The following is a 22,830-nucleotide window of genomic DNA, read 5'->3' as shown; positions in this document are numbered from 1 at the left end:
CAATTCATTGCGCGATAAATCGCGCCGCTACAGAAGGTGCGGTTATATGATACGGCGCTTAACTGATCGGCATTACGCCATGAATGGCGACCTTACGATAATGTTAATCGCCCCAACGGCTGCGCAAATAATTCACCGCATCCTGGGTTTGTGGCTGATTAAGGTAATTTTCGCGGAACAAAATGGTGCCGTTAATTTGCGGTAGCGACTCGTTGAGATCGAGTTGCTTTTGCAACTCCGGCACGCCGCCATTCACCGTCCAGTCAGGTTCGCTTTTCGACGCTTCGCCGATTTTGTACAGCGCCACACCGATATAGAGCCGCGTATGCGTTGGCTTCACCACGTCCGCCCACCAGTGGGCTAACACGTCGTAACGGGCGGCCTGGCGCGCAAACGGCCAGTAGAGCTGCGGCGCGATGTAATCCAGCAGTCCCATTTGCACCCAGCGACGCGTATCGGCATAGGCTTCGTCGTAGGCGGCCGCGCCGCGCGTGTCGGAGCCCGCCGCATCATGCGACAGATTGCGCCACACGCCTGCCGGGCTGACGCCAAATTCTACGTTCGGGTTCAGTTGCTTGATGGTGCGCGACACCTGCTCAATTAATAGTAGCGTGTTGTTGCGCCGCCAGTCAGCTTTCGATGCAAAACCCTGACCATACTGGCGGAACGTGGCGCTGTCGTTGAGGGTTGAACCGGGCGTTTCGGTATAGAAATAGTCATCGAACTGCACGCCGTCGATCGGATAGTGCGACACCACTTCCGCAACGATGCTGGTGATCCAGTCGCGGGCGGCGGGGATGCCGGGATCGAGCACGAAGCGGTCGCTGGCGGTGCGGATCCAGTCGCGATGCAGCACAAATACGCTGGCCGGTTGCAGCGCAAGCGTATTATTCAGCGCGTTAACCGTGGAAGGTTTGACGTTGGTCGAGACGCGATATGGGTTGAACCACGCGTGCACCTTCATGCCGCGTTTGTGCGCCTCATCCAGCATAAATTTCAGCGGATCGTAGCCGGGATCTTCACCAATCCTGCCGGTGAGCATATCTGACCACGGCAAGATGCTGGAGCGCCACAGCGCGGTGCCATCCGGCTTTACCTGGAAAAATACCGTATTGATGCCGAGGCTTTTCAGTTTATCTAGCTTATCGGTCAACGCCTGTTGCTGCTGGTGGATGCGGTTGGCCGGGCTGGCATTCACGGAATTGATTGGCGGCCAGTCGAGGCGTGAAACGGTGGTGAGCCACACGCCGCGTACCGGTTCTTTGCTCAGCGCTGGTTTAGTCGGCATTGGCGGTTTGGTGACCGTCGGCAACGGCGTGACCAGCGATTTCGGTGGCGGCGAGGAGCAACTGGCCAGTGAGAGGGCGACAGCAATGGCGACCAGCGCAGCGGATTTTTTATAGGTGTTAACCCAGGGAAAACGATGTGAACAGGCTATGATAAACTCCCTTTTTTGCAACTTTCTGTTCGAAGAGCCTCATTCTCTTATCATGCGAACTAAAGTCAATAATGGTGTCATGGTTTGCACGATGAATCGCGCCGCTACTGATAAGTACGGGATTTTGTAGCGTCGCAATGAATTGCACGCAGTAAATTTATTTGAGGAACCCAAAACCTATGCAATACGAAGACCTTTATCGCCGTATCGGCCAGATCATCTTTAGCTGTGGCCCGCAAGGTGCGCGGGAATTGATCGTTCAGGCTGAACTGTTTGCGGACGATGATGGCGGGCAGTTTCAGTTCGATTACATCGATGAAAACGGTGAACCGGATTGGTTTGAACCCGATGCGCGCGCGATAGGCGATCTCTCGGAGGCGCTGAAAGATTTTCAGCAGTACTTCGTGGATAACAATATGACCAACGGTCTGCCGGTGTGGCGTAAATGCGCGATAAACCTGAACGTGCAGGAAGAAGCCATCAGCATCGACGTGCAGTACGACTAAGTTCCGCGGCATCCTTGCCTGGAAGTCATGCGTTACGAACGTAACGCCACCATCTCCTCGTTTTTCCGCGCCACGCGTTTGCGATGCACAATACGGCTGGCGGCGACGACACCCAGCGTCAACAGGCCGGTGGCGATAATCTCTGGACGGTGTTGTTGGTTGAAAAGCATGGCAACCAACACGCCAACGATGAACACCATCGTCGCCCACGTCAGGCCAGGGAACAGCCACATGCGATAGCTGAGGATTTCACCGCGCGCTTCGCGCTTTTTACGCAGCACCAGATGAGACGCGGCGATCACCAGATACACCAGCAACGCGATGGCGCCGGAACTGGCGAGCAGGAACTCAAATACTGCGCTCGGCGCCAGATAGTTAGCGATCACCGCGAGGAAGGCCGCCGCCGTGGAGAGCAACACCGCTACCCACGGCGTGCCGCTGCGGGTGGTGCGCGACGCGACGGCAGGCGCATCTTCACGACGTGAAAGCGAATAGATCATGCGCGATGCGGTATACAGCGCAGAGTTGAGACAGCTACACACCGCAATCAACACCACCACATCAACAATCTGCTTAGCGTAAGGCACGTTCATCATCTGCATCGCCGTCTGGTAAGAACCTGCTTTCATCAGCGACGGCGTATTCCACGGCACCAGCGCCACCACGATGAAGATCGACAGCAGATAGAACAGCGCGATGCGCCAGATCACCGAGTTGGTGGCCTGCGTAATTTGTTTCTTCGGCTCGCGCGATTCGGCGGCGGCAATGGTGACAATCTCAGTACCCATAAAAGAGAACATGGTCGTGAGGATTGCCGCCAGCACCGCGCCGATGCCGTTAGGCATAAAGCCTTGCGTGTCATACAAATGTGAGATCCCCTGCGTGCTGCTGCCCGGCATCAAACCAAACACCGCTAAGCTACCCGCGCAGAGAAATGCGACAATCGCCACCACTTTCAGCAGGGCGAACCAGAATTCAAACTCGCCATAGTTCTTCACGCTGAATAGGTTGCTGATGGTCAGGAACGTGGTGATCGCCAGCGTGTATTCCCATACCGGAACTTGTGGAAACCACGAATGCAGGATGGTGCCAGCGGCGTTGGCTTCCAGCGGGATCACTAACACCCAGAACCACCAGTAAAGCCAGCCGATGGTGAAACCGGCCCAGCGGCCCAGCGATTTGTCGGCGTAGGTGGAGAAAGAGCCGGAATCCGGTGATGCCACCGCCATTTCGGCCAGCATGCGCATAATCAGCACCACCAACGCGCCCGCGGCGATGTAGGCCAGCAGTACCGCCGGGCCGGCTTCGGCGATCGCATGGCCAGAGCCAACAAACAATCCGGCACCAATCACGCCACCAATCGATAACATCCGTACATGGCGCGGCTTCAGGCCTTGCGCCAGTACATCGGCATTCTGTGAACTCATCAATGTTTCTCCAAAGCGTCTCTCAGGCCGCGCGACGCGCAGCCGGGTTACAACAGGTGAGAAGCCCAGCCCGCCGCGCGAGCTGGGTAGATTGTTACGAATCGGCGTGTTGACTCAGCACACTGCTGAGGATCTCCAGCGCCTGGCCGAACTGCGCATCAGGAATGGTGAGCGGATAGAGGAAGCGGATGACATTGCCCTGCGGGCCACAAGTAAGCAGCAGCAGCCCACGCGCCATCGCGTGTTGCTGGATGGTTTGCGCGGTTTGCGCGCTGGCGAACTCCACCGCAATCATCGAGCCAAGGCCGCGAATGTCGGTGATGGAGGAACACTGGCTGCGTGCGCTGTGCAGGAAATCGGTTAACTGAGTACCGAGTTGTTGCGCACGTTCGCACAGCTTCTCGTCGGCGATCACGTCCAGCACCGCATGCGCCGCGGCAATTGCCAGCGGATTGCCAGCGTAGGTGCCACCCAAGCCGCCTGGACCCGGCGCATCCATAATCTCGGCCCGGCCGCTGACCGCCGATAACGGCATGCCGCCCGCGAGGCTTTTTGCCATGGTGATGAGATCCGGTTTCACCGCATAGTGATCCATTGCGAACAGCTTGCCAGTACGGGCAAAGCCGGTTTGTACTTCATCGGCAATCAGCAGAATGCCGTGCTCATCGGCCAGCGACCGCAGGCGGTTGAAGAATTCAGGAGGCGCGACGTGGAAGCCGCCTTCGCCCTGAATTGGCTCCAGCACGATAGCCGCAACATCCTGTGGCGCGATGTCCTGCGTGAAAATATCCTGCAAGCTGGCCAGCGCATCATCAACGCTGATGCCGGTGACGCTGTTGGGGTAGCGCGCGTGCCACACCGACGCGGGCATCGGACCGAAGTCGCGTTTGTAGGGAGCAACTTTGCCGGTCATCGCCATGGTCATAAAAGTACGACCGTGGAATGCATTGCCGAAGGTGATGATGCCGTGACGACGCGTCGCTGCACGCGCCACTTTTACCGCGTTTTCTACCGCTTCAGCGCCGGTGGAGAAGAACGCAGTTTTGGCTTTACCGGCAATCGGCACCACGCGGTTGAGGCGTTCCGCCAGCGCCACATAGCTCTCATACGGCGTCACCTGGAATGCGGTATGGGTAAATTTCTCTAACTGATCGGCTATCGCCTGCACGATGCGCGGATGGCGATGCCCGGTGTTCAGCACCGCGATGCCGCCAGCGAAGTCGATCCAGCTGTTGCCTTCACCATCGCGCAGCGTGGCGTTCTCCGCGTGCTCTACATACCACTGACAAAGATTGCCGGTGCCGCGTGGCAGGGCATCATCTTTACGTTGCTGCAACTGGCTGTTTTTACCTTCCATAACCTTTCCTTAGCGATAAGCGTCTTTACAAATCACGACAAACACGCTTATTTATGCCTGCGCTGAGTTATCTTGCCAGAGCCACTTTCAGTGAAAAGAGGGGAGCCAATTGCGAAGTTTGTACGCCGATCATGTATTAGAGCGCATGCAGTTTATGCCGGAAGGGACGTTGCAGCAGCGTTTGCTGAGTTGTATGCAAGCCGCTATTGCAGAAGGCATTTTTCCGCGCGCCACGCGCCTGCCCGCCACGCGCGATTTGGCGCGCGAGCTGTCGGTGTCGCGCAACACGGTGTTGAACGTGTATGAGAATTTGATGGCACAAGGCTACGTCACGGCGCGTACCGGCAGCGGAACATGGATTGCAGAAAATTTGCCGGAGGGATCGCTGAACACGCCGCGCAACGTGGCGCCGATCGAAACGTTAAGCGCGAAACCGGCGGCGATTTCCAAACGCGGCGCTTCGCTGCTCGGCCATGCCAATGCCTCGCCATATCAGTGGGGCGCTTTTGTGCCTGGCGCGCCGGATGTCACGCAGTTCCCGCATAAACTCTTCAGCCAGATTCAGGCGCGTCTGAACCGTGAACCGGATATCGAACGGCTGATCTACAGCAGCAACGGCGGCTGTGCACAGCTGCGTGCTGCTCTGGCGGAGTACCTGAGTGTGGCGCGTTCGGTACGCGCCGATGCCGACCAAATCATCATCACTGAAGGGATTCATCAGGCGGTGGATTTGGTTTCGCGCGTGTTGTGCGATCCCGGCGATCAGGTGTGGATCGAAGAGCCTGGTTATTGGGGGACGCGCAATCTGCTGCGCATTAACGGACTGAAAATCAACGCCATTGCAGTGGATGAGCAGGGATTGATCCCCGATTTGCCGCCGCGCAGTCGTGCACCGAAGATGATTTTCGTGACACCGTCACATCAATATCCGCTGGGCGTGCATCTCAGCCTGGAGCGGCGCAAGCAGCTGCTCGATCTGGCGCGCAAACACAAAACCTGGCTGGTGGAAGATGATTACGACAGCGAGTTTCGTTTCTCCGGCCAGCCGTTCCCGTCGTTGCAAGGCTTTGAGCCGGATGCGCCGGTGATTTATATGGGCACTTTTAGCAAGACGCTCTATCCGGCGCTGCGTCTCGGTTATCTGGTGGTGCCAAAAGCGCTGGCGCAGCCGCTGCGTGTGGCGGCGGCGGAACTCTATCGCGGCGGGCATTTGCTGGTGCAGCGCGCGCTGGCAGAGTTCATCCAAAAAGGGCATTACATGTCGCACATTCGCCGCATGCGCAAGCTCTACAGCCAGCGGCGGCGCTTTATGGTGAGCCTGATTGAGCGTTATCTGGGCGCCGATTTTCTGCCGGTAGTGAATCATGAGGCGGGATTGCACCTGGTAATGAATCTGCCAACCGGCTGCGACGATGTGGCGGTCGCCGCACTGGCGCTACGGCGCGGCGTTAAGGTGCGGCCGTTGTCGCAATATTATATGCATCCGCAGGAGCGGCGCGGCCTGCTGTTGGGTTTTGCCTGCGTCGATGAGCGGCAGTGTCAGGATGCGTTTGGTATTCTCAAAGGTTGTCTGGTCGAGGCAAAAATCATTTAAACAGTGAATAATCCGTAGCGGCGCAATTTGTTGCGCAATGTATATGGCAAAACACGCGCAATAAATGGCGCCGCTACGAAGGGTGCTCTATCGCTGGCCGATGGTGTTTAGCCGCTGCACAATTTCTGGCGTAAGTGTCACTTCGCTACTCGCCAGGTTCTGCTTCAGGTGCTCCGGCGATGACGTTCCCGGAATCAGCAGAATATTGGGCGAACGCTGCAGCAGCCACGCCAGCGCCACCTGCAGCGGCGTAGCATTGAGCTCAATCGCTACCTCGCTCAGCTGATCCGATTGCAGCGGTGAAAATCCGCCGAGTGGGAAAAATGGCACATAAGGAATGCCTTGCGCTGCCAGCTGGTCGAGCAGCGCCTCATCCTGACGATTGGCCAGATTATAGAGATTTTGCACGCAGGCGATCGGCGTCATCGCCTGGGCATCGGCCACCTGTTTAGCCGTCACGTTGCTCAGACCAATGTGTCGAACCAGCCCGCGCTCTTTTAGCTTGATCATCGCTTCAACCTGCGGCTCCAGCGAACCCTCTTTCGGTCCGTGCACGTCCAGCATCGAACGCAGATTAACCACTTCCATCACATCAAGCCCAAGATTGCGCAGGTTATCTTCCACCGCTTGCGTTAGCGCTTCTGGCGTGAATGCCGGTAACCAGCCGCCTTTATCGTTGCGGCGCGCGCCCACTTTGGTGACGATAACCAGATCTTCGGCGTAAGGATGTAACGCTTTTTTGATCAGCTGATTGGTAATGTGCGGACCGTAGAAGTCGCTGGTATCAATGTGATTCACGCCTGCTGCGACCGCATCGCGCAGCACCTGTAAAGCACGCGCTTCATCTTCCGGCGGACCAAACACGCCGGGACCGGCTAACTGCATGGCACCGTAACCGAGTCGTGCAACCTGGCGGTCGCCAAGGGTGTAAGTCAATGCTGGATGAGACATGGAAAGCTCCTTCGTCAGTGTGTGGTTAGATTGTAATCGCCAAAACGCTGTGCAACTATCCGTACAAATTGGGACACAGTGTACGAGGTAGCGAACAATGGCATTGGATATCGCCTTGCTGCACGCGGTGGTGGCGGTGGCCAAAGCAGGCGGGTTTCGCGAGGCGGCGCGCATAACCGGCAGTAATCCGTCGCGCTTAAGTGATGCGGTGCGGCGTGCCGAAGAGCAACTTGGCGTACGGTTGTTTAATCGCACCACGCGCACTGTGGCGTTAACAGAAGCCGGCAGGGCGCTGATGTCGCGCCTGCTTCCGGCGATGAACGAAGTGGATGCGGCGCTGGATGCGTTGAACACGTTCCGCGATACGCCGGGCGGCACCTTGCGCTTAAATGTGCCGGTGAGCGCCGCGCGTATTGTGTTACCGGCGATTGTGCCGGGATTTCTAAAGCGCTATCCCGATATCCAGCTGGAAGTGGTGGCGGAAAGTAATGTGCAGGATGTGTTCCGCGATAGTTGTGATGCCGGCATTCGTTATGACGATCACCTGGAGCAAGACATGGTGGCGCTGCCAATCGGTCCGCGCACCCAGCGCTTTGCCCTGGCGGCATCTCCCGCGTATCTGGCGCAATTCGGTAAACCACAGCATCCGCGCGACTTAGTGCAGCATCGCTGTTTACACGGACGCTATGCGACTGGCGTTATTGCCGAATGGGAATTTACCTGCGGCGAGGAAACCGTGCGCTTGCAGCCGAAAGGTCCGCTGATTTGCAGTATCGGCGCGGCGATGGACTTGACGGTAGAAGCGGCAATCGCTGGCTGCGGCGTGGTCTACTTATTTGAGGATTGGATTAGACCGGCGCTGAGTGATGGCAGCCTGCAGCCGATTCTGCCGGATTGGTGGCAAAGCTTCTCTGGCCTTTGGCTCTATTACAACGATCGCCGGTTGATTCCGGCGCCGCTACAGGCGTTTCTGGATTATGTGCGCGAACTGAATTCAGGTGCAGAAGCGAAAAAAAGCCGATAACCGTTGCCAGTTATCGGCTTATTCGCATCACAGGTAATTATGCGTTTAGCAGCTGATTCGCGGTTTTCTCAACCAGCGCCAGCAGGAGTTTAACATCTTCCAGCGTCACGGTTGGGTTCAGCAAGGTCAGCTTCAGGCAGGTTACGCCCTGATTCTCGGTCACACCTACGTTGGCGCGGCCTGAATCCAGCAGCGCATCGCCAATACGCTGGTTGAACAGCGCAATCTGAGCAGTATCGGTCAGTTGCTCTGGACGATAGCGGAACAGTACGCTCGCCAGCTGAGGCTGCATCACCAGCTCGAGGCGTGGTTCAGAGGTAACAAATTTCGCCACTTCCTGCGCCAGCGTCACACCGTGATCGATGATCGCCGCATACTGTTTCTGACCCAGCGCTTCCAGGCCCATCCACAGTTTCAGCGCATCGAAACGACGCGTGGTCTGCAGTGATTTGGATACCAGATTCGGTACGCCGGCCTCTTCGTCAAACTCAGAGTTCAGGTAAGCCGCCTGATAACGCATCAGCTCGTAATGACGCTCATCTTTCAGCAGGAACGCACCGCAGCTGATGGTCTGGAAATACTGTTTATGGAAGTCCAAAGTGACGGAATCCACCCGCTCCAGGCCATCGAGGTAGTCGCGATACTTCTCGGACAGCAGCAGCGCGCCGCCCCATGCTGCATCAACGTGTACCCAAATGTTGCGCTCGGCAGCAATGCCGGCAATTTCACGCAGCGGATCGATCGCACCGGCATCGGTAGTACCGGCAGTCGCCACGATCGCCAGGATCTGTTCGCCGTTAGCGTCGGCCTGCGCCAGTTTGGCTTTCAGGTCTGCCACATCCATACGGGCGAACTCATCAGACTTCACCTGCACCACAGATTGGTAGCCATGGCCAAGCAGCGCCATGTTCTTCTGTACGGAGAAGTGCGCGTTTTCAGAGCACAGCACTTTGATCTTACGCAGATCACCAGTGATCCCGTGCTGCTGCACCGAGTGACCCTGAAGCTGATAGAAGGCGTCGCGTGCCAGCATCAGACCCATCAGGTTGCTCTGGGTGCCGCCGCTGGTGAACACACCGGCGTCGCCAGCCGGGTAACCCACTTGCGCACGCAGCCATTCGATCAGTTTGATCTCAATGATGGTGGCAGAAGGGCTCTGATCCCACGAATCCATACTCTGATTGGTCGCGTTAATCAGCACTTCTGCCGCCTGGCTTACCACCAGACTCGGGCAGTGCAGATGCGCTACACATTGTGGGTGATGCACTGAAAGACTGTCTTTCAGGAAATATTCAATCGCGCGTTCAATCGCGGCCTGGTTACCCAGGCCGTTTGGATTGAAGTCGAGCGTGATACGCTCCCGCAGTTCGGCAACGCTTTTGCCTTGATACATCTCAGGCTGTTGCAGCCACTGCACAACCGCGGCGCTGCTCTGGGCAATCGCCTGCTGGTACGCCTCAATGCTCTGTGCAGAGGCGGCCAGAATCGGGTTTACTTCAGACATTTACTCTTCCAATCAAACAGGTTTGACGCCAGCGCCAATCAGCGCCTGCTCAAATTTATCCAGGAAAATCGCTAGCTCATCGTTGGTGATCAGCAGTGAAGGCAGCAGACGCAGAACTGCGCCATGGCGGCCACCGCGCTCCAGAATCAGACCTGCTTCGAAGCACTTCTTCTGCAGCAGCGCAGAGAGCTCGCCGTCAGCCGGGAAGCTGCCCATGTGATCGGCCGCTTCGTTCGGTTTAACGATCTCAATGCCGATCATCATGCCGAGACCACGAACGTGACCAATTACCGGGAAGCGTTTCTGCATTGCGGCCAGCTGCTGTTTCAGCCATTCACCCTGCGCGGCCACTTTGCCTGCAATATCCTGCTCTTTGAGGATTTTCAGCGTGGTCAGGCCGGTAGCCATCGCCAGCTGGTTGCCACGGAAGGTGCCGGTGTGATGACCAGGTGACCAAACGTCGAACTGCTTTTTGATGCCCAGCACAGCCAGTGGCAGACCACCGCCCACAGCTTTAGACATCACGATAATGTCTGGCTCGATGCCGGCGTGTTCGAAGGCGAAGAATTTGCCGGTACGGGCAAAGCCAGCCTGAACTTCGTCGAGGATCAACAGAATGCCGTGTTCCTGCGTCACTTTACGGATGCGCTGCAGCCACTCAGCGGGAGCTGGGTTCACGCCGCCTTCGCCCTGAACGGCTTCGAGGATTACTGCAGCAGGCTTACGCACGCCGCTTTCCACGTCGTTGATCAGGTTGTCGAAATAATAGGTCAGCGCTTTCACGCCAGCTTCACCACCGATACCCAGCGGGCAACGATACTGATGCGGATAAGGCATGAACTGCACTTCTGGCATCATGCCATCAACCGCTTCTTTCGGTGCCAGGTTACCGGTGACGGACAGCGCGCCGTGCGTCATACCGTGATAACCGCCAGAGAAGCTGATCACGCCGCTACGGCCAGTGGCTTTCTTCGCCAGTTTCAGCGCGGCTTCAACCGCATCGGCACCAGAAGGACCGGTGAACTGCAGGCAATAATCTTTACCCTGGCCTGGCAGCAGCGAGAGCAGAGACTCAGAGAACTGATCTTTCAGTGGAGTAGTCAGATCAAGAGTATGTAACGGCAAGCCGCTGGTAATGACATTTTGAATGCTCTGGAGAACATCAGGATGGTTGTGACCCAGTGCCAGCGTCCCTGCGCCAGCCAGACAGTCAAGATATTGTTTATTCTCAACATCTGTGATCCACACGCCATGGGCTTTAGCGATAGCTAAAGGCAGTTTGCGCGGGTAACTCCTGACGTTAGATTCAAACTCAGCCTGACGGGCTAAGAATGCGTCGTTATTTCCGTTGAATGCATTGGCACCAAAACTATCAATACGGACTTTATCCGTCATCATATCTCTCCTTCAACCGGGGCACGTAAGGCTCGCCAATTGACTAATTGAACAAAAAAGTAACAGCTGTGAAAAAACGCGGCCAATATAGAGCCTTTTGACCTACATCACAATGATTAATTTTGTTTAGATTTGTTTACTCTTTCCATATATGAATCAGGGCGTTGGCCAGAAATTGGCCACTTAATTTCGCACCGCAGTTGGGGTGGTTAAAAAATAATCGAATGAATAAAGAGACTTATAGCCGCTAAGGCGATCCACGGACCAAAGGCGATGACGTGATTGAGCTCGCGCTGCCCGCTAACTCTGGAAATCAAAACACATAAAATAGCGCCGCCCGAAGCCAATAAAAGCACCCAGGGTAAAAGCGACCAGCCCAACCAGGCGCCGATTGCCGCCAGCAGTTTTGCATCGCCCATCCCTAATGCCTCAATACCTCTAATCCATTGATATAAAATCGATAGCGCCCACAACACGCAATATCCCGCTATGGATCCCCATACCGCTTCTTGTAATGAGCCGGGTAGCCATCCCATCGCTTTAAACAGCAGCGCAATCCACAGCAAGGGCAGCGTAATCACATCCGGTAAAAGCAGATGTTCGAGGTCAATAAAGGCTAATACCGTTAACGCCCAGAACAATATGAGCGCGCCCAGCAATTGCATATTGACTGGCATCAGCCAGATAAGCAGCAGCGTCAGAAGCGCGGTAATTATCTCCACCTGTGGATAACGCCCGCTGATTTTACAATGGCAATAACGGCATTTACCGCGTAACAGTAACCAACTTATGAGCGGAATGTTGTCGCGCCAGCGCAGCGCGGTGGTGCATTGGTGGCAGTGAGAGGGCGGACAACACACATTTAGCGGAGTGTTCGGGTGCACTATTTGCAATGGCAACCGCGAGATCACCACGTTAAGAAAGCTGCCTACGGCCAATCCTAATAGGCCACTAATTAAGCCATGTACGTATTCCATTACTCATACCTCGCGCCATCCAGGCTTGTCGTTGCCAGGACTTTACGCCGAAGCGAGGATAGGTGCGAGAGGTAAAAGGGCGTTACAGCGGCATACATCGGGATTGCAGAGCGGGCTCCAGAAATGGAGAGGAGAAGATTAAGCTTGCTGCTTAAACAGCTGGATCGCTTCCTGCACATTGCTGGTATTCAATGACATTACGCGGTCGTTATTAAGGAACACATCGTAGTGGCCGGCGTTATAGCGGAACACATATAGATCGCCGCGATAGCGCAATCCTTTGGTTTTCACCCCAATATGGTGGCGGCGCAGCGCTGCCTGAGAAAGTCTGTCAGTAGCCGTACTCATCGCATTATCCTCCAGACGTTATAAGACATATCCTGACTTAGTATAGGGTCAAAACCTTAATTTAACCTTAAGAAGCGTGCTGGTTCATGATGATAAACCGGCAAATTTGTCCCTTCCTCTACCAATCCTCAACGTGTCAGAAAAAGCCGACTTAGTACCCTTCTCATTTAATGTTGCGTTAAGTTAACCCGCGTATTTTGGAATAAATGGCCGTTAAATAGTGCTTAATTCCAAGGTAACATAATGAATTTTCTACCATTCTCACGGCCCTCGTTGGGTGAAGAAGAGTTAGCCGCCGTTAAATCGGTGTTTGAGTCGGGTTGGATCACCACCGGCCCGAAAAATGCCGAACTGGAAGAGGCTTTTTGCCAGCTCACTGGCAATCAGCATGCGATTGCTGTCAGCTCCGCCACGGCGGGGATGCACGTCACGCTGCTGGCGCTGGGCATCCAGCCTGGCGATGAGGTGATCACGCCTTCGCTGACCTGGGTTTCCACCATCAACATCATCACGCTACTGGGTGCGACGCCGGTGATGATCGATATCGACCGCGACACCTTGATGGTAACGCCGGAGCTGATTGAAGCGGCGATCACGCCGCGTACGCGCGCCATCATTCCGGTGCATTACGCTGGCGCGCCCGCCGATATAGATGCCATTCGCGCTATTGGTGAGCGCCATGGCATTCCGGTGATTGAAGATGCGGCGCACGCCGCAGGCTGTTATTACAAAGAAAAGCACGTTGGCCAGCAGGGCACGGCGATCTTCTCCTTCCACGCCATCAAAAACATGACCTGCGCCGAAGGTGGCTTGATTGTCACCGATGATGCGGCGTTGGCCGACCGCATGCGCAGTCTGAAATTCCACGGACTCGGCGTCGATGCGTACGATCGCCACACGCACGGCCGCAAGCCGCAGGCCGAAGTGATCATGCCGGGTTTCAAATACAACCTCCCAGATATCAGCGCCGCAATTGCTTTGGTTCAGCTGAAAAAGTTGCCCGCCATCAATCAGCGCCGCGCGGCGATTGCGCAGCGCTATCTCACTGAACTGGCGAATACGCCGTTTCTGCCGCTGGCGCAGCCAGAATGGCCACATCAACACGCGTGGCATCTGTTCATTATTCGCGTTGATGAGGCGCAGTGCGGCATCAGCCGTGATGCGCTTATGGAAACCTTGAAAGCGCAGGATATCGGCACCGGGCTGCATTTCCGTGCCGCGCACACCCACAAATATTACCGCGAACGCTATCCGCAACTCTCGTTGCCGCACACCGAATGGAATAGCGATCGCATCTGCTCAATCCCGTTGTTCCCTGATATGCGCGATGAAGATGTCACGCGCGTGATTAGCGCATTACGTCATATCGCTGGAGTTTGACATGCTGGAAGAAAAAGCCATTCGCAAAGTCTCCGTGGTGATCCCGGTGTACAACGAAGAGGAGAGCCTGCCGGAACTGGTGCGTCGTACTGATGCGGCCTGTGCGGGATTAAATCTGGCGTACGAGATTCTGCTGGTCGATGACGGCAGCAGCGATCGCTCAGGCGAGATGATTGCCGATGCCGCCGATATGCCGGGCAGCCATGTGGTTGGCGTATTGCTGAACCGTAATTACGGCCAGCACTCAGCAATCATGGCGGGCTTTAGCCACGTCAGCGGCGATTTAATCATCACGCTGGATGCCGACCTGCAAAACCCGCCGGAAGAGATCCCGAACCTGGTGAAAGCGGCTAAGCAGGGCTATGACGTGGTGGGCACCGTGCGTCAAAACCGCCAGGACAGCTGGTTTCGCCGTCGCGCCTCACGCACCATCAATCACCTCATTCAGCGCGTCACTGGCAAAGCGATGGGCGATTACGGCTGCATGCTGCGCGCTTATCGCCGCCATATCGTCGATGCGATGCTGAACTGCCACGAACGCAGCACCTTTATTCCCATCCTCGCCAACACCTTTGCGCGCCGCACCATTGAGCTGCCGGTGGCGCACGCCGAGCGCGAATTTGGCGATTCAAAGTACAGCTTTATGCGGCTGATTAACCTGATGTATGACCTGGTTACCTGCCTGACAACCACGCCGCTGCGCTTGCTGAGCATCGTCGGCAGTTTGATTGCGCTGGCCGGTTTTGCCTTCTCGCTGATTCTGATTGTGCTGCGTCTGTTCCTCGGCGCGGCATGGGCCGGTGATGGCGTGTTCCTGCTGTTCGCGGTGCTGTTTATTTTTATCGGCGCGCAGTTCATCGGTATGGGATTACTCGGCGAATACATCGGCCGCATTTACAACGACGTACGCGCCCGTCCGCGCTACTTCATCCAACGTGTGATTCACCCACAGCAAAACGCCTCATCTGTACAGGAAATTGAGCAATGAAAACTGTCGTCTTCGCCTACGCCGAAATGGGCTGTGCGGGTATTTCTGCACTTCTGAACGCTGGCTATGAAATCAGCGCTATTTTCACCCACTCAGACACAGGAACTGAGAGCCACTTTTTCGACTCCGTTGCGCGTTTAGCCGCTGAGCAGGGCATTCCGGTCTATGCGCCGGAGGATGTCAATCATCCGCTGTGGTTCGATCGCATTAAAACCATGGCACCGGATTACATCTTCTCTTTCTATTACCGCGCTTTGTTGAACGACTGCATTCTCAGCAGTGCGCGTATGGGTGCCTATAACCTGCACGGTTCGCTGCTGCCCAAATATCGTGGCCGCGCACCGCTGAACTGGGTGCTGGTCAATGGCGAAACCGAAACCGGCGTAACGCTGCACCGCATGGTGAAGCGCGCCGATGCCGGTGACATCGTGGCGCAACAGCGCGTGGCGATTGACGAGCAGGACAACGCGTTAACGCTGCATCGCAAGCTGGTTGCCTGTGCAACGCAGGTGCTGGAAGGCGCATTACCGGCGGTGAAACGCGGCGATATCGTTACCACACCACAAAATGAGCGCGAAGCCACGGTTGTGGGGCGCCGCACGCCAGAAGATGGCCGCATTAAATGGGAACAACCGGCGCACACGGTCAATAATCTGGTGCGCGCGGTGACCTATCCGTGGCCCGGCGCGTTCGCCTATGCCGGAACGGTGAAATTCGTGGTGTGGAAAAGTCGCGTACACAGCACTGAACATCAGGCCAAACCGGGTACCGTGCTTTCTGTTGAGCCATTCCTGATCGCCTGCGCTGAAGGCGCGCTGGAAGTGGTGACCGGTCAAAGCGATAACGGCGTGTTTATGAACGGCAGCCAGCTGGCGCAAAACCTCGGTATGGTGAAGGGCGCCTTGCTCTATTCTCAGCCAGTGGCGGCGGTGAAACGACGCACGCGCGTGCTGATTCTCGGCGTGAACGGTTTTATCGGTAACCACCTCACCGAGCGTCTGCTGCAGGATGATAACTTCGAAGTCTACGGTTTAGACATCGGTTCTGACGCCATCAGCCGTTTCCTCGATCAGCCACGCTTCCACTTTGTCGAAGGCGACATCAGCATTCACTCAGAATGGATCGAGTATCACATTAAGAAGTGCGACGTGGTGTTGCCATTGGTGGCCATCGCCACGCCGATTGAGTACACACGCAATCCGCTGCGCGTGTTTGAGCTCGACTTTGAAGAGAACCTCAAAATCATTCGTGACTGCGTGAAGTACAAAAAGCGCATCATTTTCCCATCGACTTCCGAAGTGTACGGCATGTGTACCGATAAGCATTTCGATGAGGATCACTCTAATCTGGTGGTTGGGCCGATCAATAAACAGCGCTGGATATATTCGGTGTCTAAGCAGCTGCTGGACCGTGTAATTTGGGCTTACGGTGAGAAAGAAGGGCTGCGCTTTACGCTGTTCCGTCCATTTAACTGGATGGGGCCGCGCCTCGATAATCTGAATGCCGCGCGTATCGGCAGTTCACGTGCTATCACGCAGCTGATCCTCAATCTGGTGGAAGGCTCACCAATTAAGCTGATTGATGGCGGCGCACAGAAGCGCTGCTTCACCGATATTCGCGACGGCATCGAAGCGCTGTTCCGTATCATCGAAAACAAACAGAACAACTGCGACGGCCAGATCGTCAACATCGGTAACCCTGATAACGAAGCCAGCATCAAAGAGTTGGCCGAGCGTCTGCTGGCGAGTTTCGAACGTCACCCGCTGCGCAGCAACTTCCCGCCGTTTGCCGGCTTCCGTGAAGTGGAGAGCAGCAGCTATTACGGCAAAGGTTATCAGGACGTGGAACACCGTAAGCCGTCGATCAAAAACGCGCGTCGTCTGCTGGACTGGACACCAACCGTAGAGATGGATACCACCATCGATAACACGCTGGACTTCTTCCTGCGCACCGTTGAGCTACAGGATAAACCATGAAGAAAGTCGGTTTGCGTGTCGATGTCGATACCTGGCGCGGCACCCAACTTGGCGTGCCGGCGTTACTGGAGCAATTCAGTTTGCATCAGCTGCAGGCCAGTTTTTTCTTCAGCGTTGGGCCGGACAATATGGGGCGCCACTTGTGGCGCCTGTTAAAACCGCGTTTCCTGTGGAAAATGCTGCGGTCGCGCGCCGCATCACTCTACGGCTGGGATATTTTGCTGGCCGGCACCGCCTGGCCGGGACGTGAGATTGGTCGCGGTCTGGAGGAGATCATCAGCGCCACCGCCGATCATCATGAAGTCGGTTTGCATGCGTGGGATCACTTTGCCTGGCAAACCTGGGCGGGCGTGTGGCCGCAAGAGAAACTGGTTGAGCAAATTGCGCGCGGTAAACAGGCGCTGGAAGCGATCATCGGTGACAATGTCACCTGTTCAGCGGTGGCGGGCTGGCGCGCTGATGGCCGCGTGGTGGCTGCCAAGCAGCAGTTTGGTTTCAGCTACAACAGTGATTGTCGCGGCAGCGGTCCATTTATACCGATTCTCAGTGATGGCAGCCCCGGCACGGTACAAATCCCGGTGACCTTGCCGACCTGGGATGAAGTGGTTGGGCAATCGGTGAGCGCGGAAGGTTTTAATGACTTCATCCTCAAGCAGATCCATACCGCAAGCGGTTCGCCGGTTTACACCATTCATGCCGAAGTGGAAGGGATTGTCGGGCTTGAGGCATTCGCCGATCTGCTGAGGCGTGCGGAGCAGCAAGACATTCAGTTCTGTCCGCTCAGCGCCTTGTTACCCGACGATCTCACTACGCTGCCACAGGGCAACATCGTACGCGGGCATATTCCCGGACGTGAAGGCTGGCTAGGCTGCCAGCGTTAATTTTTACAGGAACCACGGATGCGTACAGGCACTAAAACCGCGTTACTTATCGCGCTCTTCGCGCTGTTTTACCTGATGCCAATTGAGTTCCGCGCCTTATGGCAGCCGGACGAAACCCGCTATGCCGAAATCAGCCGGGAAATGCTGTTTAGCGGCAATTGGGTGGTGCCGCATTTCTTCGATCTGCGCTACTTCGAGAAACCGATTGCCGGTTATTGGGTCAATAACCTCGGCCAGTTGCTGTTTGGTCACACCAACTTTGGCGTGCGCGCAGGATCGATTTTCAGCACCACGTTGAGCGCGGTATTGGTGTATTGGCTCGGCACGCAGATGTTCGCCAGCCGTAAAATCGCGCTGAGCGGCAGCATTATTTTTCTCACCTCGTTGCTGGTGTACGGCGTCGGCACTTACGCGGTGCTCGATCCGATCCTGATGCTGTGGCTGGTCGCGGCAATGTGCAGTTACTGGCTGGCGTCGCAGGCCAGTAGCACGCGGCAACGATTGATCGGATATGTGTTGCTGGGTGCGGCCTGCGCGATGGGCTTTATGACCAAAGGTTTCCTCGCGCTGGCGGTGCCAGTATTGGCGATTCTGCCGTGGGCCATCTGGCAACGTCGCTTTGGTGAATTGCTGCGTTGGGGGCCGCTGACGATGTTGGTCGCTGCGCTGCTCAGCACGCCGTGGGCGCTGGCGATTCATCAGCAGGAAGGCGATTTCTGGCATTACTTCTTCTGGGTCGAGCATATACAGCGTTTCGCCGAGTCGGACGCGCAGCACAAAGCGCCATTCTGGTATTACATTCCGGTGCTGTTGGCAGGCTGTTTGCCGTGGCTGGCGCTGCTGCCGGGATCGCTGGTTGGTGCGTGGCGTCAGCGCAGCCAGCAAGCGGGTTCGATTTATCTGTTGAGCTGGGTGCTGTTACCGCTGCTGTTTTTCAGCATCGCTAAAGGCAAACTGCCGACCTACATTTTACCGTGCTTCGCGCCGCTGGCCTTGCTGATGGCGCATTACGCGCACAGCGCTTCGACAAAGGTGGTTACAGCGCTAAAGGTGAATGGTTGGATCAATCTGCTGTTCGCTTTGGTCATCACCATTGTGGTTTTAGTGGTGCTGGCACCCTGGGGCGTTGCGCATCGTCCGGTTTATAGCGGCGATGAAGGGATGGGCGTGCTCTGTGCGGCGCTCTCCTTTATAGGTTGGGCCGTGATGGGCTGGCTGAGCCGCAAGCCGGAGAAGGGGCGCTGGCAGTTAGCCGCGCTCTGTCCGCTGGCGCTGGCGTTACTGGTAGGTTTTGCCATTCCTGATAAGGTGCGCGATGCCAAGCAGCCACAAAGTTTTGTTAGCGCGGTACACGATCAGCTGGCGGATAGCCGTTATCTGCTGGCAAACAATCCTGGCGTGGCATCGGCGGTGGCCTGGGAACTGCAGCGCAGCGACATCAATTTCTACGATGCCAAAGGCGAATTGCAATATGGCCTGAGTTATCCAGATGCAAAGTCACATTATATTAATGCAGATAACTTTGCCGACTGGCTGCGTATCCATCGTCGTCTGGGCAAGGTTTCGCTGGTGTTGATGCTGAATGCCAGCGACAGCACGCCGGATAAAAACCTGCCGGAACCGGATGATGTCTATCGTCAGGGCCGCCTGGTTTACTACGGCTATGATGCTAAACCATGAATCTGCTGCTGATTTTACTGGTGAGCGTGCTGAGCTGTGCCGCCCAGCTATGTCAGAAGCAGGCGGCCCATCTCGGTATCAAAAAGGGGGTTTTTTGGCTAATGCTCAGCATCCTGCTGCTCGGTATCGGCATGCTGCTGTGGCTGGCGGTATTGCGCGTGGTGCCGGTGAGCGTGGCGTATCCGATGTTGAGTCTCAACTTTGTGTTGGTGGCCATCGCCGCGCGGCTGATCTGGCGTGAAACTTACAGCGTGCAGCAGTGGATCGGCACGCTGGCGATTGTTGCTGGCGTGGCGCTGATGGGAAGTCATCTATGAAAGGCGTGATGCTGGCGCTGTGCAGCGTGTTGCTGGTATCGCTGGCGCAACTGGTGCTGCGGTTGGCGATGCTGGATTTCCCGCCATTAAGCGAATTGCTGAGTGTGCAGCACTGGAAAGCGCTGCTGCTGTTGGCGATGGGCCTCGGGGCGTATGCGCTGTCGATGTTGTGCTGGATGCTGGCGCTGCGCCAGCTGCCGCTTAACCGGCTCTATCCGCTGCTCAGTTTAAGCTATGTGCTGGTGTGGCTGGCCGCGATTTCCTTGCCGATTTTGGGCGAAACCTTCCGCTGGAGTAGCTTTGCTGGCGTGGTGCTGATCGTGTTTGGCTTAATGCTGGTTTCGCTGCCGCGCCGTAGGTGATGGTGTTTATTTATGCACATACCGTAGCGGCGCAATTTATTGCGCGATAAATCGCGCCGCTTCGGAAGGTGCAGTGATGTGACACGGCGCTTAATTGAAAGGCATTACGCCACTCATGGCGATCTTTTTTATTTCTCCCCTTAAAGCCCTCCCTAAATAAACACATCACCCTGATGTAAATCCATCAAAATAAAAATCCCAAAATGCTTGAACTCACACTTCGAAAAACAAATTTCAAATAAAAATTAACATGAAATAAAAACACCGCTAGCGTGAGTGCTCTGTTTTGTTCTGCCGTATTTCCTTAATTTTTTTCACCAGGAGGTATTATGGAAAGAGAACTTTATATATCCACTAACACCGCTTCCGGCCCCAATAGCGCCACGCGCACCGAGCCATTTGTTAAAATTATTGCGCTGGTCGCCACGCTGGGTGGATTGCTGTTCGGCTACGATACCGGTGTAGTATCAGGCGCTTTACTCTTTATGCGTGACGATCTACAGCTCACGCCCTTTACCACCGGGTTAGTCACCAGTTCACTGCTGTTTGGCGCCGCTTTTGGCGCGCTGCTCGCCGGTCATTTCGCGGACGCGCTGGGACGCCGCAAGATCATCATTTCTCTGGCCTTTATTTTTGCCCTTGGCGCCATCGGTTCGGCCTTCGCGCCGGATGTCATCTCAATGATTGCTTCACGTCTGTTCCTCGGTATCGCCGTCGGTGGCGCAGCGGCCACGGTGCCGGTGTATATCGCGGAAATTGCCCCGGCGAACAAGCGCGGTCAACTGGTGACCTTGCAGGAGCTGATGATTGTTTCAGGTCAGTTGCTGGCGTACGTGTCCAACGCCACTTTCAATGAAATCTGGGGTGGAGAACACACGTGGCGCTGGATGATCGCTATCTCAACTGTGCCCGCAGTATTGCTGTGGTTGGGCATGATCTTTATGCCGGAAAGCCCGCGCTGGCATGTAATGCGCGGTAATAGCCAGCAAGCACGCAAAGTACTGGAGAAAACCCGCGCGGCCGATGACGTCGAATGGGAGCTGGAAGAGATAGAAGAAACCATCGAAGAGAACCGGCAACAGGGCAAAGGCCGCCTGCGCGATTTGCGTACGCCGTGGCTGCGCAAAGTGTTCCTGCTTGGTATCGGCATCGCGGCGATTCAGCAGCTGACCGGCGTCAACACCATCATGTATTACGCGCCTACCATGCTGACGGCAACCGGCTTGAGCAACGATGCCGCGCTGTTCGCCACCATCGCCAACGGCGTGATTTCGGTGCTGATGACGCTGATCGGTATCTGGATGATCGGCAAAATCGGCCGTCGTCCGCTGGTACTGGTTGGTCAGATGGGCTGCACCGCGTGCCTGTTTTTTATCGCCGCGGTGTGTTTCTTCATGCCGGAATATCACCCGGCAGGCGACGTCAATCTGCTGCGCGCCTATCTGGTGCTGGCGGGCATGCTGATGTTTCTGTGCTTCCAGCAAGGCGCGTTGTCGCCGGTTACCTGGCTATTACTTTCCGAGATCTTTCCAGCGCGGATGCGCGGTATTTGCATGGGCGGCGCGGTATTTGCGTTGTGGATGGCCAACTTCGCCATTTCCATGGCGTTCCCGTTGCTGTTGGCGGCATTTGGTCTGGCCGGTGCCTTCTTAACCTTTGCCGTGATTGGTATTGGGGGATCGATGTTCGTGTTGCGCACCATCCCGGAAACCAAAGGACGCAGCCTGGAACAGGTCGAGCACTATTTCCATGAGTTGTACAAATGATGTTGCATTGATGTAAATCAATCAAGGTTCTGGCAGAGCAGCAAAACAACATCGCTTACTATCGCAAGATATCGACGCGACATGACAAAACAGAACCTAATAAATATTACCCTTTCAGGATAGAACACACCATGACCTACAAAATAAGCCATGACCGACTCTGCGTTAATCGTAAAATCGCGCCTAATCTTAGTCTCGAGCGTTTTTTCTCGCTGGTTGAAAAGCTGGGGTTAAATAAAGTCGAAATCCGCAATGATATGAAAAGTGGTAGCGTGACCGATAATTTAACAGGCGAAGAAGTTCGCGATCTCGCGACGCAGCATGCTTTTACCATTGAAACTATTAATGCGGTTTATCCGTTTAACCAATTAAGCGATGACGTGCTGGAGAAAACGCGCGCTTTATTAAAAGACGCGCGTGCCACCGGTGCGAAAGCGTTAGTCCTTTGCCCACTGAATGACGGCACCGTTATTTCCCAGCAGCAAACCGTCGATGCGTTAAAAACGCTGGCGCCACTGTTTGCCGAATATGGCATTGCCGGTCTCGTGGAGCCGCTCGGTTTCCCGCAAAGTTCGCTGCGTTCTGCCGCGCTGGCACAACAGCTGATCAAACAAGCCGGCTCGCCGTTCAAAATCGTACTGGATACCTTTCACCATCATTTGTACGAAGGGGCTGAACAAGACTTTGCTGGCGGCGTCGACGTCAACAATATCGGGCTGGTGCATTTGTCCGGCGTGACCGACGCGCGCCCAACGCATCAGTTAACCGACGAAGAGCGCATCATGTTAAGCGCCGACGATGTGCTGAAATCGAAACAACAAGTGCAGCGTCTGGAAGAGATGGGCTATCGCGGCATTTACGCTTTCGAACCGTTTTCGTCGGTGATGGATAACTGGAGCGAAGAACAAATTGCTCGTGAAATCCACTCCAGCATTGCTTACCTGAATAACTAAGGAACA

At 55.6% G+C, this 22,830-nt stretch carries 20 protein-coding genes; 12 read left to right on the top strand and 8 right to left on the bottom strand.

Features of this window, described 5'->3' with window-relative positions:
* Positions 1–103: 103 nt before the first annotated feature.
* The gene (locus ACFQW4_RS01670; protein ID WP_370581441.1) at positions 104–1,441 is read right to left on the bottom strand and encodes a glycoside hydrolase family 10 protein; all 1,338 of its coding nucleotides are present in this window, start codon (positions 1,439–1,441) and stop codon (positions 104–106) included.
* Between the two features lie 176 nt (positions 1,442–1,617).
* On the opposite strand from ACFQW4_RS01670, the gene ACFQW4_RS01665 reads away from it, so the two are divergent.
* A complete protein-coding gene (locus tag ACFQW4_RS01665; protein ID WP_101761446.1) occupies positions 1,618–1,944 on the top strand; it encodes a hypothetical protein in 327 nt (108 codons plus the stop codon).
* Between the two features lie 32 nt (positions 1,945–1,976).
* On the opposite strand, the gene gabP is transcribed toward ACFQW4_RS01665, so the two are convergent.
* Positions 1,977–3,371, bottom strand: coding sequence for a GABA permease (gene gabP, locus ACFQW4_RS01660; RefSeq protein ID WP_101761447.1), 1,395 nt, complete (start codon positions 3,369–3,371; stop codon positions 1,977–1,979).
* 94 nt (positions 3,372–3,465) lie between these two features.
* Positions 3,466–4,728, bottom strand: coding sequence for a 4-aminobutyrate--2-oxoglutarate transaminase (gene gabT / locus ACFQW4_RS01655; RefSeq protein ID WP_377723380.1), 1,263 nt, complete (start codon positions 4,726–4,728; stop codon positions 3,466–3,468).
* A 109-nt stretch (positions 4,729–4,837) separates the two neighbouring features.
* Between gabT and ACFQW4_RS01650 the strand changes: the two genes are divergently transcribed.
* The gene (locus ACFQW4_RS01650; protein WP_206098195.1) at positions 4,838–6,322 is read left to right on the top strand and encodes a PLP-dependent aminotransferase family protein; all 1,485 of its coding nucleotides are present in this window, start codon (positions 4,838–4,840) and stop codon (positions 6,320–6,322) included.
* Between the two features lie 87 nt (positions 6,323–6,409).
* Here ACFQW4_RS01650 and ACFQW4_RS01645 read toward each other — a convergent pair whose 3' ends face one another.
* The gene (locus ACFQW4_RS01645) at positions 6,410–7,273 is read right to left on the bottom strand and encodes an aldo/keto reductase family oxidoreductase (protein ID WP_377723377.1); all 864 of its coding nucleotides are present in this window, start codon (positions 7,271–7,273) and stop codon (positions 6,410–6,412) included.
* A 97-nt stretch (positions 7,274–7,370) separates the two neighbouring features.
* On the opposite strand from ACFQW4_RS01645, the gene ACFQW4_RS01640 reads away from it, so the two are divergent.
* Entirely contained in the window at positions 7,371–8,297 is a 927-nt protein-coding gene (locus ACFQW4_RS01640) for a LysR family transcriptional regulator (protein WP_210080306.1), read from the top strand.
* Positions 8,298–8,334: 37 nt separating this feature from the next.
* Here ACFQW4_RS01640 and ACFQW4_RS01635 read toward each other — a convergent pair whose 3' ends face one another.
* The 4 genes from ACFQW4_RS01635 to ACFQW4_RS01620 form a co-directional block, all read right to left on the bottom strand.
* Positions 8,335–9,801 (bottom strand): pyridoxal phosphate-dependent decarboxylase family protein, encoded by a 1,467-nt coding sequence (locus ACFQW4_RS01635; protein ID WP_377723375.1) that lies wholly within the window; start codon positions 9,799–9,801, stop codon positions 8,335–8,337.
* Between the two features lie 12 nt (positions 9,802–9,813).
* Positions 9,814–11,199 (bottom strand): diaminobutyrate--2-oxoglutarate transaminase, encoded by a 1,386-nt coding sequence (locus tag ACFQW4_RS01630; protein ID WP_110866938.1) that lies wholly within the window; start codon positions 11,197–11,199, stop codon positions 9,814–9,816.
* Positions 11,200–11,405: 206 nt separating this feature from the next.
* Complete coding sequence (locus ACFQW4_RS01625; protein ID WP_210080309.1) at positions 11,406–12,173, bottom strand: A24 family peptidase; 768 nt, start codon at positions 12,171–12,173, stop codon at positions 11,406–11,408.
* A gap of 138 nt (positions 12,174–12,311) precedes the next feature.
* A complete protein-coding gene (locus tag ACFQW4_RS01620; RefSeq protein ID WP_101761453.1) occupies positions 12,312–12,521 on the bottom strand; it encodes a hypothetical protein in 210 nt (69 codons plus the stop codon).
* 243 nt (positions 12,522–12,764) lie between these two features.
* Between ACFQW4_RS01620 and arnB the strand changes: the two genes are divergently transcribed.
* The 9 genes from arnB to ACFQW4_RS01575 all read left to right on the top strand — a co-directional run bounded on the left by arnB (position 12,765) and on the right by ACFQW4_RS01575 (position 22,824).
* Positions 12,765–13,901 (top strand): UDP-4-amino-4-deoxy-L-arabinose aminotransferase, encoded by a 1,137-nt coding sequence (gene arnB, locus ACFQW4_RS01615; RefSeq protein ID WP_271460397.1) that lies wholly within the window; start codon positions 12,765–12,767, stop codon positions 13,899–13,901.
* A gap of 1 nt (position 13,902) precedes the next feature.
* Positions 13,903–14,889, top strand: coding sequence for an undecaprenyl-phosphate 4-deoxy-4-formamido-L-arabinose transferase (gene arnC, locus ACFQW4_RS01610; protein WP_217548156.1), 987 nt, complete (start codon positions 13,903–13,905; stop codon positions 14,887–14,889).
* Positions 14,886–16,865, top strand: coding sequence for a bifunctional UDP-4-amino-4-deoxy-L-arabinose formyltransferase/UDP-glucuronic acid oxidase ArnA (gene arnA / locus ACFQW4_RS01605; RefSeq protein ID WP_377723371.1), 1,980 nt, complete (start codon positions 14,886–14,888; stop codon positions 16,863–16,865). The genes arnC and arnA overlap by 4 nt, the downstream gene beginning before the upstream one ends.
* The gene (arnD, locus tag ACFQW4_RS01600) at positions 16,862–17,746 is read left to right on the top strand and encodes a 4-deoxy-4-formamido-L-arabinose-phosphoundecaprenol deformylase (protein ID WP_222212667.1); all 885 of its coding nucleotides are present in this window, start codon (positions 16,862–16,864) and stop codon (positions 17,744–17,746) included. Before arnA ends, arnD begins: the two co-directional genes overlap by 4 nt.
* Positions 17,747–17,764: 18 nt before the next feature.
* Positions 17,765–19,426, top strand: a complete 1,662-nt coding sequence (gene arnT, locus ACFQW4_RS01595) for a lipid IV(A) 4-amino-4-deoxy-L-arabinosyltransferase (RefSeq protein WP_377723369.1) — start codon at positions 17,765–17,767, stop codon at positions 19,424–19,426.
* A complete protein-coding gene (gene arnE / locus ACFQW4_RS01590; RefSeq protein WP_336768186.1) occupies positions 19,423–19,743 on the top strand; it encodes a 4-amino-4-deoxy-L-arabinose-phosphoundecaprenol flippase subunit ArnE in 321 nt (106 codons plus the stop codon). The genes arnT and arnE overlap by 4 nt, the downstream gene beginning before the upstream one ends.
* Positions 19,740–20,105 carry a 4-amino-4-deoxy-L-arabinose-phosphoundecaprenol flippase subunit ArnF gene (gene arnF, locus ACFQW4_RS01585; RefSeq protein WP_217548167.1) on the top strand — a complete coding sequence of 122 codons (366 nt, stop codon included), beginning with the start codon at positions 19,740–19,742 and terminating at the stop codon, positions 20,103–20,105. The genes arnE and arnF overlap by 4 nt, the downstream gene beginning before the upstream one ends.
* Before the next feature lie 329 nt (positions 20,106–20,434).
* Positions 20,435–21,871, top strand: coding sequence for a sugar porter family MFS transporter (locus ACFQW4_RS01580; protein WP_192412950.1), 1,437 nt, complete (start codon positions 20,435–20,437; stop codon positions 21,869–21,871).
* A 131-nt stretch (positions 21,872–22,002) separates the two neighbouring features.
* On the top strand, positions 22,003–22,824 hold the full coding sequence (locus ACFQW4_RS01575) for a TIM barrel protein (protein ID WP_377723365.1): 822 nt from the start codon (positions 22,003–22,005) through the stop codon (positions 22,822–22,824).
* The last annotated feature ends 6 nt before the right edge of the window (positions 22,825–22,830 follow it).

This window comes from Pantoea sp. GCM10028869 (assembly GCF_042666835.1).
Lineage (GTDB): Bacteria > Pseudomonadota > Gammaproteobacteria > Enterobacterales > Enterobacteriaceae > Pantoea > Pantoea leporis.
This window is presented reverse-complemented; position numbering and strand designations above follow the sequence as displayed.

What these genes read in the sequence shown, in the direction of transcription:
- ACFQW4_RS01625 (WP_210080309.1), bottom strand. Translation starts at nt 12,173, where the DNA reads ATGGAATACGTACATGGCTTAATTAGTGGCCTATTAGGATTGGCCGTA.
- gabP (WP_101761447.1), bottom strand. Translation starts at nt 3,371, where the DNA reads ATGAGTTCACAGAATGCCGATGTACTGGCGCAAGGCCTGAAGCCGCGC.
- arnB (WP_271460397.1), top strand. Translation starts at nt 12,765, where the DNA reads ATGAATTTTCTACCATTCTCACGGCCCTCGTTGGGTGAAGAAGAGTTA.
- ACFQW4_RS01620 (WP_101761453.1), bottom strand. Translation starts at nt 12,521, where the DNA reads ATGAGTACGGCTACTGACAGACTTTCTCAGGCAGCGCTGCGCCGCCAC.
- arnT (WP_377723369.1), top strand. Translation starts at nt 17,765, where the DNA reads ATGCGTACAGGCACTAAAACCGCGTTACTTATCGCGCTCTTCGCGCTG.
- ACFQW4_RS01665 (WP_101761446.1), top strand. Translation starts at nt 1,618, where the DNA reads ATGCAATACGAAGACCTTTATCGCCGTATCGGCCAGATCATCTTTAGC.
- ACFQW4_RS01645 (WP_377723377.1), bottom strand. Translation starts at nt 7,273, where the DNA reads ATGTCTCATCCAGCATTGACTTACACCCTTGGCGACCGCCAGGTTGCA.
- ACFQW4_RS01630 (WP_110866938.1), bottom strand. Translation starts at nt 11,199, where the DNA reads ATGATGACGGATAAAGTCCGTATTGATAGTTTTGGTGCCAATGCATTC.
- ACFQW4_RS01580 (WP_192412950.1), top strand. Translation starts at nt 20,435, where the DNA reads ATGGAAAGAGAACTTTATATATCCACTAACACCGCTTCCGGCCCCAAT.
- ACFQW4_RS01640 (WP_210080306.1), top strand. Translation starts at nt 7,371, where the DNA reads ATGGCATTGGATATCGCCTTGCTGCACGCGGTGGTGGCGGTGGCCAAA.
- arnC (WP_217548156.1), top strand. Translation starts at nt 13,903, where the DNA reads ATGCTGGAAGAAAAAGCCATTCGCAAAGTCTCCGTGGTGATCCCGGTG.
- arnE (WP_336768186.1), top strand. Translation starts at nt 19,423, where the DNA reads ATGAATCTGCTGCTGATTTTACTGGTGAGCGTGCTGAGCTGTGCCGCC.
- ACFQW4_RS01575 (WP_377723365.1), top strand. Translation starts at nt 22,003, where the DNA reads ATGACCTACAAAATAAGCCATGACCGACTCTGCGTTAATCGTAAAATC.
- arnD (WP_222212667.1), top strand. Translation starts at nt 16,862, where the DNA reads ATGAAGAAAGTCGGTTTGCGTGTCGATGTCGATACCTGGCGCGGCACC.
- ACFQW4_RS01635 (WP_377723375.1), bottom strand. Translation starts at nt 9,801, where the DNA reads ATGTCTGAAGTAAACCCGATTCTGGCCGCCTCTGCACAGAGCATTGAG.
- gabT (WP_377723380.1), bottom strand. Translation starts at nt 4,728, where the DNA reads ATGGAAGGTAAAAACAGCCAGTTGCAGCAACGTAAAGATGATGCCCTG.
- arnA (WP_377723371.1), top strand. Translation starts at nt 14,886, where the DNA reads ATGAAAACTGTCGTCTTCGCCTACGCCGAAATGGGCTGTGCGGGTATT.
- arnF (WP_217548167.1), top strand. Translation starts at nt 19,740, where the DNA reads ATGAAAGGCGTGATGCTGGCGCTGTGCAGCGTGTTGCTGGTATCGCTG.